Source organism: Paraplanobispora takensis, from assembly GCF_016863195.1.
In the GTDB taxonomy this organism is placed as follows: domain Bacteria; phylum Actinomycetota; class Actinomycetes; order Streptosporangiales; family Streptosporangiaceae; genus Planobispora; species Planobispora takensis.
On record NZ_BOOK01000020.1, the window covers coordinates 29,565 to 41,721 of the forward strand.

At 71.5% G+C, this 12,157-nt stretch carries 11 protein-coding genes; 6 read left to right on the forward strand and 5 right to left on the reverse strand.

Annotation, left to right across the window (positions count from 1 at the left end; all coding sequences use genetic code 11):
• Positions 1-292: 292 nt before the first annotated feature.
• Both Pta02_RS14555 and Pta02_RS14560 read right to left on the reverse strand, forming a co-directional pair.
• Positions 293-1,471 carry a winged helix-turn-helix domain-containing protein gene (locus Pta02_RS14555; RefSeq protein WP_203875336.1) on the reverse strand — a complete coding sequence of 393 codons (1,179 nt, stop codon included), beginning with the start codon at positions 1,469-1,471 and terminating at the stop codon, positions 293-295.
• A 120-nt stretch (positions 1,472-1,591) separates the two neighbouring features.
• A complete protein-coding gene (locus Pta02_RS14560; protein ID WP_203875337.1) occupies positions 1,592-1,843 on the reverse strand; it encodes an HGxxPAAW family protein in 252 nt (83 codons plus the stop codon).
• A gap of 289 nt (positions 1,844-2,132) precedes the next feature.
• On the opposite strand from Pta02_RS14560, the gene secA reads away from it, so the two are divergent.
• Entirely contained in the window at positions 2,133-4,919 is a 2,787-nt protein-coding gene (gene secA / locus Pta02_RS14565; RefSeq protein WP_203875338.1) for a preprotein translocase subunit SecA, read from the forward strand.
• 201 nt (positions 4,920-5,120) lie between these two features.
• On the opposite strand, the gene Pta02_RS14570 is transcribed toward secA, so the two are convergent.
• The 3 genes from Pta02_RS14570 to Pta02_RS14580 form a co-directional block, all read right to left on the reverse strand.
• Entirely contained in the window at positions 5,121-5,627 is a 507-nt protein-coding gene (locus tag Pta02_RS14570; RefSeq protein WP_203875339.1) for an Rv3235 family protein, read from the reverse strand.
• A gap of 249 nt (positions 5,628-5,876) precedes the next feature.
• Complete coding sequence (locus tag Pta02_RS14575; protein ID WP_239130548.1) at positions 5,877-7,157, reverse strand: PTS transporter subunit EIIC; 1,281 nt, start codon at positions 7,155-7,157, stop codon at positions 5,877-5,879.
• 95 nt (positions 7,158-7,252) lie between these two features.
• Positions 7,253-7,993: a GntR family transcriptional regulator gene (locus Pta02_RS14580; RefSeq protein WP_203875341.1), complete on the reverse strand. Its 741-nt coding sequence runs from the start codon at positions 7,991-7,993 to the stop codon at positions 7,253-7,255.
• Between the two features lie 181 nt (positions 7,994-8,174).
• Here Pta02_RS14580 and Pta02_RS14585 point away from each other — a divergent pair, with 181 nt between their 5' ends.
• The 5 genes from Pta02_RS14585 (at position 8,175) to ptsP (ending at position 12,128) form a co-directional block, all read left to right on the forward strand.
• On the forward strand, positions 8,175-9,209 hold the full coding sequence (locus Pta02_RS14585) for an SIS domain-containing protein (RefSeq protein ID WP_203875342.1): 1,035 nt from the start codon (positions 8,175-8,177) through the stop codon (positions 9,207-9,209).
• Positions 9,210-9,286: 77 nt separating this feature from the next.
• Positions 9,287-9,523, forward strand: coding sequence for a PTS sugar transporter subunit IIB (locus Pta02_RS14590; RefSeq protein WP_203875343.1), 237 nt, complete (start codon positions 9,287-9,289; stop codon positions 9,521-9,523).
• A gap of 48 nt (positions 9,524-9,571) precedes the next feature.
• Positions 9,572-10,018 carry a PTS sugar transporter subunit IIA gene (locus Pta02_RS14595; RefSeq protein ID WP_203875344.1) on the forward strand — a complete coding sequence of 149 codons (447 nt, stop codon included), beginning with the start codon at positions 9,572-9,574 and terminating at the stop codon, positions 10,016-10,018.
• Positions 10,019-10,191: 173 nt separating this feature from the next.
• Positions 10,192-10,449 (forward strand): HPr family phosphocarrier protein, encoded by a 258-nt coding sequence (locus Pta02_RS14600; RefSeq protein ID WP_203875345.1) that lies wholly within the window; start codon positions 10,192-10,194, stop codon positions 10,447-10,449.
• Positions 10,446-12,128: a phosphoenolpyruvate--protein phosphotransferase gene (gene ptsP, locus Pta02_RS14605; RefSeq protein WP_203875346.1), complete on the forward strand. Its 1,683-nt coding sequence runs from the start codon at positions 10,446-10,448 to the stop codon at positions 12,126-12,128. Before Pta02_RS14600 ends, ptsP begins: the two co-directional genes overlap by 4 nt.
• Positions 12,129-12,157: the final 29 nt, after the last annotated feature.

Genomic DNA, 12,157 nt, shown 5'->3' on the forward strand with positions numbered 1-12,157 from the left:
GCGCCGGGTGTACGGCGGCCAGGCCGAGGTGCATGGTCGTGCTGTGCGGGCAGGTGTTCCGGCCGGCCGTCTCAGCCGGCCTCTGGTGCATTCAGGCCTCCGGCCTGATGAACGAGGCAGTGACTGAGACGGCCGGCCGGAACAGCCACCCGCACAGCGCGACCATGTCCCCCACCACAACAGACCGGAGCCGCCCGCCGTACGAACGGCGCCGGCCGCCGCCGTCCGACGCCTCGCCGTACCGGCGCCGGGCTCTGGCTTGAGTCCGCGCCGTACCGGCGCCGGGCCGGGATCAGGTGATCGCGGTCAGGACGGCCTCCCGGAGGGCGGGGTCGGCGCGGTCGATGTGGATGGTGTCGCAGCCGACCCAGGTGGCGGCCTCGCGGAGGGCGGTGGCCAGGGGTTCCACTGCTTTGCGGGGGTCGATGCCGGGTTCGAGGCCGATCTGGCGGGCGATCAAGGTGGAGCCCTCGCGGGCGGGGTCGACGCGGGCGATCAGCCGGCCGCCGGTGAGGACGGGCATCGTGAAGTAGCCGTGGACGCGTTTGTCCTTGGGGACGTAGGCCTCCAGACGGTGGTTGAAGCCGAACACGCGGGCGGTCCGGGCGCGGTCCCAGATGAGGGAGTCGAACGGGGACAGCAGGGTGGTGCGGTGGCGGCCCCGCGGAGGGACCTCCAGGGCCGCGGGGTCGGCCCAGGCGGTCGCCGAGCGGCCGGTCCAGCCAGCGACCTGGACGGGGACGAGGCCGGTGGCGCCGTCGAGCAGGGCGGTGTCCAGGATCGCGGCGTGTGTGGCCCTCAGCCGCAGGAAGTCGACCAGGTCGGCGCGGGTGGCGACGCCGAGGGCGCGGCCGGCGATGCGGGCGAGGCGGACGACGCATTCGGTGTCGGAGGGGTCCTCGCCCAGCAGGTGCGCGGGCACGGCGCGCTCGGCCAGGTCGTAGACGCGGCGCCAGCCCACCCGGCGGGTGCAGACGACCTCGCCGGTGTCCAGCAGCCACTCGATGGCGATCTTCGAGTCGGACCAGTCCCACCAGGGGCCGCCGTTCTTGGCGCCGCCGATGTCGGTGGTCGTGACGGGGCCACTCTCCCGGACCTTCTCCAGCACCTTGTCCACGGTCGGCGGGACCTCGTGCCAGCGGAACTTCCTGGCCCGGAACGCGCGGCGGCGGAAGGCGTAGAGGGGCCAGTCCTCGATGGGCAGCACGCACGCGGCGTGACACCAGTATTCGAAGGCGCGGGCGGGCTCGTCCCAGTAGGCCCGCTCGACCTTCTGCCTGCCGACGGCGCCGAGCCGCGCGTAGGCGACGAGCTCGTGGGAGCGCGCCAGCACGGAGATCGTGTCGAGCTGCACGGCTCCCAGGCGGCGCAGGGTCGCCGTCGCGCCGCCGCGGCGGGTGTCGGCGCCCAGGAACCCCTGGGCGCGCAGGATGATCCGGCGGGCCTCGTCGGCCGAGAGGCTCAGAGTCATGACCGCTCCAGGGGGAGGCGGGGCGTCGTTCCGCGGCACGTCTGCATGACGCCGAGGTTAGCGCTTCACACCGACGAAATTGCTATGCCGGTGTCGGACGAGGCGGAACCCGCGTGGAGATCAGTCGAGGACGCCGTCGGAGTGCTCGAAGGGCGCGCGGGGGGAGTCGAGGACGACGTCCTTGAACGCGCCGAAGAACAGGAGCAGGGCGCCGCCCATCATGCAGACCGCGACGCCCATCCAGAACACGAGCCAGTTGGGTCCGGCGGTCAGCGCGATCCCGCCGATGGCGAAGCCCAGCAGACTCACGGTGACGGCCAGCCAGGAAAGGGCCCTGCCTGCGTGGGAGGCGCCGGGTGGAGTCTCCGCCATGATCGTTTCTCCTCGCGCAGCGGGCTGTGCTTCCGGACGCGCCGGAGGGATTTTCCGGACGTGCTTCCGGGGCTGTTTCAGGTGTGAGGTGTGATAGTCGGCGCCATACCCCCTCACGCAGGCCGTACTCCCATAAAAAGGGCACGGGGAACTGTGCGGGCGGTAAGAGCGTCGTCCATGGTGGCTGTGTCTGGTGGTGGAACCGCCTACGATGGCAGCGGAGAACCATGTCTCGTCCTCATCCGGGCCCCTGAAGGCCGCGGAAGACCTGCGAGGAGCTTTACCTAAAGTGCCAGCCTTTCTCGACAAGATTCTTCGCGCAGGCGAAGGCAAGCTTCTGCGCAAGCTCAAGCGGATCGCCGACCAGGTCAACTCCATTGAGGACGACTTCAAGAGCCTGACCGACGCCGAGCTGCGCGCGCTCACCGACGAATACAAGCAGCGCCACGCCGACGGCGAATCCCTCGACGATCTGCTTCCCGAAGCCTTCGCCACCGTCCGTGAGGCCTCCCGGCGCGTGCTGGGCATGCGCCACTTCGACGTGCAGATCATGGGCGGGGCCAACCTGCACATGGGCAACATCTCCGAGATGCGCACCGGTGAGGGCAAGACCCTGACCTGTACGCTCCCGTCCTACCTCAACGCCATCGCGGACAAGGGCGTCCACGTCATCACGACGAACGACTACCTGGCCAAGCGCGACGCCGAGGAGATGGGCCGGATCCACCGCTTCCTGGGCCTCAAGGTCGGCGTGATCCTGGCCAACATGCCGCCGGACGAGCGCCGCAAGCAGTACGCCGCGGACATCACCTACGGCACGAACAACGAGTTCGGCTTCGACTACCTGCGCGACAACATGGCGCAGTCGCTGGACGAGTGCGTGCAGCGCGGCCACAACTTCGCCATCGTCGACGAGGTCGACTCGATCCTCATCGACGAGGCCAGGACCCCGCTGATCATCTCGGGTCCGGGCGAGCAGTCCGGCAAGTGGTACGGCGAGTTCGCCAAGATCGCTCCCCGGCTCCGCAAGGGCGCCGAGGGCAAGGACGGCGAGGAGAGCACCGGCGACTACTCCGTCGACGAGAAGAAGCGCACGATCGGCATCTTCGAGTCCGGCGTCGAGAAGGTCGAGGACTGGCTCGGCATCGACAACCTCTACAAGCCCGAGCACACCCACCTGGTCGGCTTCCTCAACAACGCGCTGAAGGCCAAGGAGCTCTACAAGAAGGACAAGGACTACATCGTCGTCGACGGCGAGGTCCTGATCGTCGACGAGTTCACCGGCCGTGTCCTGCACGGGCGCCGCTACAACGAGGGCATGCACCAGGCCATCGAGGCCAAGGAAGGCGTCAAGATCAAGGACGAGAACCAGACTCTCGCCACGATCACGCTGCAGAACTACTTCCGCCTCTACGCCAGGCTCTCGGGCATGACCGGAACCGCGGCCACCGAGGCCAACGAGTTCCACCAGACCTACAAGCTCGGCGTCGTCCCGATCCCGACCAACAAGCCGATGATCCGCAAGGACCAGGCGGACGTGGTCTACAAGACCGAGGACGCCAAGTTCATGGCGGTCGTGGAGGACATCAAGGAGCGCTACGACAGGGGCCAGCCGGTCCTGGTCGGCACCACCAGCGTGGAGAAGTCCGAGCGCCTGTCCAAGGAGCTCAAGCGCAAGGGCGTCAAGCACGAGGTGCTCAACGCCAAGAACCACGCTCGCGAGGCCGCGATCATCGCCGAGGCGGGCCGCAAGCACGCGGTCACCGTGGCCACGAACATGGCCGGCCGCGGCACCGACATCAAGCTCGGCGGCAGCACCGAGTTCCGCGCCGACGTGGAGCTGCGCAACCGCGGCCTCGACCCGGTCGAGACCCCGGAGGAGTACGAGAAGGCCTGGCCCGAGGCGCTGGAGAAGGCCAAGGACGCCGTCAAGACCGAGCACGAGGAGGTCGTCGACCTCGGCGGCCTGTACGTCCTGGGCACCGAGCGGCACGAGTCGCGCCGCATCGACAACCAGCTCCGCGGTCGTTCCGGCCGTCAGGGAGACCCGGGTGAGTCGCGGTTCTACCTCTCGCTCGAGGACGACCTCATGCGCCTGTTCAACTCGGCCCGGGTCGAGATGATCATGACGCGGCTGAACATCCCGGACGACGTGCCGATCGAGTCGGGCATCGTCTCCAAGGCCATCGCCTCGGCCCAGCACCAGGTGGAGCAGCAGCACTTCGAGACGCGTAAGAACGTCCTGAAGTACGACGAGGTCATGAACCGCCAGCGCAAGGTGATCTACGCCGAGCGTCAGCGGGTGCTCGAGGGCGCCGACCTGCACGAGCAGGTCCGCGGCTTCATCAAGGACGTCGTCGACGACTACGTCTCCGGCGCCACCGCCGAGGGCTTCGCCGAGGAGTGGGACCTCGACAAGCTGTGGAAGGCGCTGGGCCAGCTGTACCCGATCAGCCTCACCGTCGACGAGCTCACCGAGGAGGCGGGCGGCCGCGAGGAGCTCTCCGCCGCCTTCCTCAAGGAGAAGATCGAGGCCGACGCCCTGGCCGCCTACGACCGTCGCGAGGAGGAGCTCGGCCCCGAGACCATGCGCGAGGTCGAGCGCCGGGTCATCCTGGCCGTCCTGGACCGCAAGTGGCGCGAGCACCTCTACGAGATGGACTATCTCCAGGAGGGCATCGGCATGCGGGCCTACGCCCAGAAGGACCCGCTGATCGAGTACCAGCGCGAGGGCTTCGACATGTTCTCCCAGATGCTCGACGGCATCAAGGAGGAGTCGGCCGGCTATCTGTTCAACCTCGAGATCGAGGTGCAGACCAGCCCGATCGTCGAGGAGGCCGAGGACGCCGACCTCGCGGAGACCCGCTCGATCATCGCCCGCGGCCTGCGCGGTCCCGAGCGGCCCTCCGAGCTGCAGTACACCGCGCCCGGCGAGACCGGCGAGGTGGAGCACACGCGGGTCAGCACCCGCGAGCAGCGCGACGCCTACGGCAACGTCGAGCGCAACGCGCCGTGCCCCTGCGGCTCCGGCAAGAAGTACAAGCGCTGCCACGGCGACCCGAAGAACGCCGCCTGATCCGTCGAGAGACGACAGGAGGGCCCGCACCCCGCAGGGGTGCGGGCCCTTTCGCGTTCCGGCCGGAGTCCTGCCGCTTCCGGCCGGGACCTCTCCGCCTTCCCGGGTGCGGCGCGCGGCGTCGGACAGGAGGCGCTCAGAGCGCGCGGTCAGGCCGCGCGCTCAAGACATGCGGTCCGGGTGTGCGGTCGGGGGGTGTGGTCAGGGAGTCGTCTCGAACTCCGTGCACAGCCACTGCACGCCCCTGCGCTCCAGCCGCAGGGCCAGGCCGCGGTGGCGTTCGCCGCAGCGGACCAGCACGCACATCTCCACCACCCCGTCGCCCGGCTGGGACAGGTGGAGCCGGCCGATCCGCGGCGGGCACGCGCAGTCGAAGACCCTGCCGGCGCGGACCAGCTCGGTCCGGGTGCGGGCGGTGGTATGGCGGAAGACGCTGGAGGGCGGCCGCCTGCCTGCCAGGATCTCGGCGAAGGCCTGCCCGAGGGCCCGCAGCCGCCGCTCGTCCGGGACGGCCCCCGCCGGTCCCCACACCAGCGGGCGCCCGGCCCGCGGCTCGGCGGGCTCGCCGTTCAGGGCGAGCGTCCCCTGCACGTACGGCGGAGCGGCCGGCCGGGCGGCTCCCGAGGGGCGCTCGTCGTCGTAGGGCGGCTCGGCGGAGGGGGAGGAGACGATCCTGGGGAGGGACGCCGGTCGTGGAGGGCGTGACATGGCGACTCGATTCTCGTCGGGAGACCTGACGCATCTAGGAGTTTGCGGTCCCCCGCGCAGATACCTGCGGCTCCAACTTCCCGGAGATCGGCGCCGTTTCGCCCCCTGGCGAGGAGAAGATCCTGTGAAGCTGGAGTGGTGCGGGCCCGCCCGGGACGGGGTTGCGGCGCGGTTCCCGGTCTCCGGCGGATAGCCGAAACACCACCCGGCCGGAAACCCCGGCTGAGGGGACGCCCGCCGGAGCGTCCCTCAGGGGCGCCTGGCGGTGGTGGTGCCCGTCTCTCCGCTCTCCGCGTCGGGCTCGGGCTCCCGGCCCGGGGTCATGATGTTCAGCCGCCTGATCAGGAAACTGAAGACGACGTAGTAGATCACCGCGTAGACCAGCCCCATCACGATGAGGACCGGGATCCCCCGCGCGTTGGCGGCGGTGCCGTACAGGCCGAGGTCGATCAGGCCGGAGGAGAAACTGAAGGCGAGCTTGACGCCCAGGGCCGAGGCCACCGCGAGGGAGACGCCGGTCAGGACGATGTGCACCACGAACAGGACCGGCGCCACGAAGATGAAGGCGAACTCGATGGGCTCGGTGATCCCGGTGAGGAACGCGGTGAGCGCGGCGGAGATCATGATGGAGCCGACCGCGGTACGGCGGTGCGCGGGGGCGGCCCGCCAGATGGCGATCGCCGCGGCGGGCAGGCCGAACATCAGGATGGGATAGAACCCGGCCTCGAAGCCGCCGTAGCCCTGGACGCCGTTGTTGAAGCAGACCAGGTCGCCGGCGAGATGTTTGCCGGCCGTCGTCACGCACTCGGGGACCTGGGTCCACACGACGTTGTTGACGATGTGGTGCAGGCCCAGGGGGATCAGGGTGCGGTTGACCATGCCGTAGATCCCGGCGCCGAGGGTGCTGTTCTCGGCGAGCCAGGTGCCGAAGGCGCGCACCCAGCCGCCCACGACCGGCCAGACGAAGCCGAAGAACACCCCGATCACCAGTCCGGCGAAGGCGGTGAGGATCGGCACCAGGCGGCGGCCGCTGAAGAAGGCCAGGGCGGTGGGCAGCTTGGTGCGGTAGAAGCGCTGCCAGAGCAGGGCGGAGACGACGCCCATCACGATGCCGCCGAGCACCCGGGTGGGGTTCTGCGCGCCGAGGTTGAGCACCACCTGCGGGACGGCCGGGTCGGCGTCGTCGAAGACCCGGGTGGTGATCGACCCCTTCAGCGTCTCGTCGAACATGATGAAGAACATGTTCATGCTGACGGCGTGGAAGACCAGATAGCCGACCAGCGCGGCCAGCGCGGTGGAACCGTCGGCCTTGCGGGCGAACCCGATGGCCACGCCGATCGCGAACAGGATCGGCAGGTTGTCGAAGAGCGTGCCGCCCGCGGTGCCCAGGACGCGGGCGACGTCGTCGAGGAAAGCGTTGTCCGTCCGGCCGAGAAGGTCGTCCTGGCCGAGCCGGAGCAGCAGACCGGCGGCCGGCAGGACCGCGATCGGGAGCATGAGGGAGCGGCCCAGGCGCTGGAGCACGCTCATCACGGCTGATCCGGACGTGGACGGGGCCGGGAGGCCCGCGTCCGCTGAGGCGGAACTCATCGGACTTTCCTCCATGGGACGGGAACGGGAGGAGGTCAGGTGCGGCGTGCCGGGGTCTCCAGGATCGTACGGAGCTGGTAGCGGTCGGCGCGATAGGTGGAGATCCCCAGTTCGGCGCAGACGCCCCCGGCGAACGAGCGCTGTTGCAGCAGCAGCACGGCCCCGCCGCGCGGCAGCTTCAGCAGGTCGGCGTCGTCGGGGTCGGCGATGCCGGCGTCGATGGTGAGCTCACCCGCGTCGAGCATCAGACCGTAGTGGGCCTCCAGCAGTTCGTACAGCGAGCGGCCGGTCAGGTCGTGGGAGTCGAGGTCCGGCGCGAGGGCGACCGGGATGTGGGACCGCTCGATGCACATGGGCTCGCCGGCCGCGGTGCGCAGCCGTTCGATGAAGTGCACCTCGTCGCCCGGCTGGATGCCGAGCTCGCGGGCGAGGTGCGCACTGGCCCGGACCACCCGGCGGTCCAGGTCGCGCGAGCCGGGCTCCATGCCGCGGGAGCGCATCTCGTCGCTGAACGAGGTCAGCCGCAGCGCCATCTCTATCTTGGGCCGGGCCACGAAGGTGCCCTTGCCCGCCACGCGCTGCAGCCTGCCCTCGGAGACCAGATGGTCGACCGCCTGCCGCACGGTCATCCGCGACAGCCCGAAGCGCTGGCAGAGCTCGCGCTCCGACGGGATCGCCGTGCCGATGGCCAGCTCGTGGCTCTCGATGAGATCGAGCAGGATCTCACGGAGCTGGAAGTACTTGGGTACGGGGCTGTCCGGATCGATCTGAGCCACGGGATCCTTCCCCCTCTCGATTCCGAGATGTCCAATGGGTTATGGTTTGCACTGGTCTAGTCCGGACTAGACCACAGGCCGGAAAAGGGTGTCAACGTACGGACCGGCGACGGATCGATAACGGCCCGATCTCGCCTGCCCCGCCGAAGGACGCCTGCCCCCACCGAAGGATGAGCGAGTTATGACGACCAAGATGCGCAGCGAGATCGCCGAGCAGCCCGCTGCGTTGCAGGCCACGCTGGACGCCCTCCTCCCCAGGGTCGGGGAGGTGGAACGGCTCGCGGGGCAGACTCGTCAGCTGCTGTTCATCGCCCGTGGCACCTCCGACAACGCCGCAGTCTACGGCCGTTACCTCGCCGAGGCACACACGGGCCGTCTGTCCACCCTCGCCGCGCCCTCGATCGCGACCACCTACCGCCGCAAGCTGGACCTCGACGGCGTGCTGGCCGTGGGCCTGTCCCAGTCCGGCAGGACCGAGGAGATCGTCGAGACCCTGGCCTGGGCCAAGGAGTGCGGCGCCAAGACCGTGGCGATCACCAACGGCGGCGAGCAGAGCCCGCTGGCCCAGGCCGCCGACCTGGCCCTGTGCACGCTCGCGGGCGAGGAGAAGGCCGTTCCGGCCACCAAGACCTACACCACCCAGCTCGCCGCGCTGGCCGTGCTCGCCCTCGGTCTGGGCGCCGACGTCGACCCCGCCGACCTGCAGCGCGTCCCCGAGGCCGTGGACAAGCTGATCGGCGATCCGGGAGACCTGGAGGCGGTCGTCGAGGGCCTGGCCGACAAGCCCGGCGTCGTGGTCTCCGGCCGCGGCCTGGCCTTCTCCACCGCGCTGGAGACGGCCCTCAAGCTCAAGGAGGCCTGCTACCTGCACGCCATGGGCCTGTCCTACGCCGACCTGCTGCACGGCCCGATCGCCGTGGTCGACGAGGACACCCCGGCCATCCTGGTCGCGGCCGGCGAGGGCCCCACCCTGGCGGGCACCGTGGCGCTGGCCGAGCGGGTCACCGGCGCCGGCGCCGCGGCCTTCACCGTCGGCGGCGGCGCCGCGCTCGCGGGGGCCGCGACGGCCGCTCTGAACGGCCCGGACCTGCCGGAGTGGGTGGCGCCCCTCGGCCTGGTCGTCCCCGGCCAGTTGCTGACCGAGGCCCTCGCGCGCAGGCTGGGCATCGACCCCGACGCGCCGCGGGGTCTCAACAAGGTCACCCAGACCGACTGAGATCACCGGGTCGTCTAGCCTGGTCAGGGCTCCGGTCACGGCCCCAGGAGGGTGACCGAGAACATCAGGAGGACGACATGGCGGCAGACGCGAACGCGATCATCGCGGGCCTCGGCGGTGCGGACAACATCATCGAGATCGAGCCGTGCATCACGAGGCTCCGCACCGAGGTGCGCGACGCCTCCAGGGTCGACCAGGCGGCCCTGCGGGCCGCCGGAGCCCACGGCGTCATGGCCGCGGGCAACGTGGTCCAGGTGGTCGTGGGCCCCGAGGCCGACACGATCGCCGACGACATCGAGGACATCATCGGCTGAGGGACGCCGGGCGGTCCCCGTCCGGGAGGGGACCGTCGAGGGGGTGTGATGACCACAGTTCTGGCCCCGGTCGCGGGGGCGGCCGTGGGTCTGGAGGCGGTGCCGGACCCGGTGTTCTCCGGAGGGCTGGTGGGCGCGGGGGCCGCGATCGACCCGGCGAGGGAGCCGGGCAGGGTGGTCGCGCCCATCGCGGGGAAGATCGTCAAACTGCACCCCCACGCCTTCGTCGTCGTGGGCGACGACGGCCGGGGGATCCTGGTCCACCTGGGCATCGACACCGTGCAGCTGCGGGGCGAGGGGTTCGAGCTGCTGGCCGCGGAGGGCGACCGGGTCAGCGCGGGGCAGCCCGTGGTCGCCTGGAACCCCGCCGAGATCGAGGCGGGCGGGCGCTCCCCGGTCTGCCCGGTGGTGGCGCTGGACGCGGAGGAGGGGACCGTCAGCGCCCTCGCCGAAGGAAGGGTATGCGCCGGGGACGAGTTGTTCCGCTGGGGATAGGGTGCCGATGGCCTCCGGGATTGCCGCAGCGGCAGCGGGTATGAGGTGCGATGGCGTCGTGGCCGTCCACACTCGCGCGGTCAGGCGGCGAGCCCGGTACGGGTCGGACGGCCCGGCCGACCATAAGACGAGCCGGCTGGTCTAGACCGCCCGGCCGACCTTCAGGAGGATGCATGCCCGAACGTCAGGTCACCGTCAAGGCCGAGGTCGGCCTGCACGCCCGTCCCGCCGCGACGTTCGTGCAGACAGCGGCCAAGGCGACGCTGGAGGTCACCGTCGCCAAGGCAGGCGGGCAGCCGGTGAACGCCAAGAGCATCCTGGGGGTCCTGTCGCTCGACGTCCGGCAGGGCGACACCGTGGTGATCAGCGCGGAGGGGGAGGGCGCCGAGGAACTCCTCGACCGGCTCGCGGACATCGCATCGGCGCCGTGAGCACGCTCACGGGCGTGGGGGTGAGCCCGGGCATCGGGTTCGGGACCGGTTACGTCTTCGCCCGGGAGATCCCGGTGCCCCCGCCCGGCTCCAGGCACGGCGGGGACGCCGCCGCCGAGCGGGAGCGGGCCGGCAGGGCGCTGGAACAGGTCGCGCAGGACCTGGAGCGGCGGGGGACGCTGGCGGGCGGCGAGAGCCAGAAGGTGCTGGAGGCCCAGGCGCTGATGGCCCGCGACCCCGGTCTGGCGGCGGAGGTGGCCGGCCTCGTCGAGGCGGGCACGAGCGCCTCGCGCGCGGTGTACGAGGGGTTCGGGCGCTACCGGGAGGCGCTCGCGGAGGCCGGGGGATACCTGGGCGCGCGGGTCGTCGACCTGGACGACGTCAGGGACAGGGCGATCGCCGTCCTGGAGGGGCTGCCCGCCCTCGACGTGCCCTCCCGGGCCGCCGAGCCGTACGTTCTCGTCGCCCGCGACCTGGCCCCGGCCGACACCGCCCTGCTGTCCCCGGACGCCGTCGCCGCCTTCGTCACCGAGGAGGGCGGCCCGACGAGCCACACCGCGATCATCGCGCGGGCGATGGGCGTGCCGGCCGTCGTGGCCTGCCGGGGCGCCACCGCCGTGGCCGCGGGCACGCCGATGCTCGTCGACGGCGCCTCGGGCCTGGTACGGCTCACGCCCTCGGCGCGGGAGGTGGAGGCCGCCCGCGAGGCCGCCGCGGCCCGCAGGTCCGCGCTGGCGGCCGTGGGGGGTCCCGGCGCGACCGCCGACGGCCACCCCGTGACGCTGCAGGCCAACATCGGCGGGCCCCGCGACGTGCCGGACGCGCTGAAGTACGGCGCGCAGGGCGTCGGGCTCTACCGGACCGAGTTCCTCTTCCTGGGCCGGCGCAAGGCGCCGTCCCCGCAGGAGCAGGAGGCGGCCTACCTCGAGGTGCTGAAGGCCTTCCCCGGGGAGCGGGTCGTGGTGCGCACGCTGGACGCGGGGGCCGACAAACCCCTGCCCTTCCTGGCCTCGTCGGACGGCGAGCCGAACCCGGCGCTGGGGATGCGCGGGACACGGCTCTTCCAGGTCCACCCGGAGGTGCTGGCCGACCAGCTGGCGGCCCTGGCGCGGGCCGCCTCCCAGGCCTCGGCCCGGGTCGGGGTGATGGCCCCGATGGTCGCCACCGCCGAGGAGGCGGTGCGGTTCGCCGCCGCCTGCCGGGAGGCCGGGCTGCCCTCGGCGGGCGTCATGATCGAGGTCCCGTCGGCCGCCCTGCGCACCGCCGACCTGGCGGCCGGAGCCGACTTCTTCTCGATCGGCACCAACGACCTGGCCCAGTACGCCTTCGCCGCCGACCGCCAGGTGGGCGCGCTGACCGCGCTCCAGGACCCCTGGCAGCCCGCGCTGCTCGACCTGGTCGCCCTGGCCGTCGCCGGGGCCGCCGTGCGGGACAGGCCGTGCGGGGTGTGCGGGGAGGCCGCCGGGGACCCGGTCCTCGCCTGCGTGCTGGTCGGCCTCGGCGTCACGTCGTTGTCGATGGCCGCCGCCTCGCTGCCCGCCGTACGGGCCGCGCTGGCCCTGCACACCCGGGAGGAGTGCGTGCGGGCCGCGCAGGCCGCGCGGGCCGCGGAGTCGGCCGAGTCGGCGCGCGCCGCAGCCCGTTCCCACCTGCCGGGACTGGGCGGGCTGGGACTGTGAGCCGGGCTCGTACGGCGGGATCCGCATCC

Bases quoted from the DNA above. Each gene is read 5' to 3' on its own strand.
- Pta02_RS14560 (WP_203875337.1), bottom strand. From the start codon at position 1,843: ATGGCGGAGACTCCACCCGGCGCCTCCCACGCAGGCAGGGCCCTTTCC.
- Pta02_RS14555 (WP_203875336.1), bottom strand. From the start codon at position 1,471: ATGACTCTGAGCCTCTCGGCCGACGAGGCCCGCCGGATCATCCTGCGC.
- Pta02_RS14600 (WP_203875345.1), top strand. From the start codon at position 10,192: ATGCCCGAACGTCAGGTCACCGTCAAGGCCGAGGTCGGCCTGCACGCC.
- Pta02_RS14585 (WP_203875342.1), top strand. From the start codon at position 8,175: ATGACGACCAAGATGCGCAGCGAGATCGCCGAGCAGCCCGCTGCGTTG.
- Pta02_RS14590 (WP_203875343.1), top strand. From the start codon at position 9,287: ATGGCGGCAGACGCGAACGCGATCATCGCGGGCCTCGGCGGTGCGGAC.
- Pta02_RS14570 (WP_203875339.1), bottom strand. From the start codon at position 5,627: ATGTCACGCCCTCCACGACCGGCGTCCCTCCCCAGGATCGTCTCCTCC.
- Pta02_RS14575 (WP_239130548.1), bottom strand. From the start codon at position 7,157: ATGAGCGTGCTCCAGCGCCTGGGCCGCTCCCTCATGCTCCCGATCGCG.
- Pta02_RS14595 (WP_203875344.1), top strand. From the start codon at position 9,572: ATGACCACAGTTCTGGCCCCGGTCGCGGGGGCGGCCGTGGGTCTGGAG.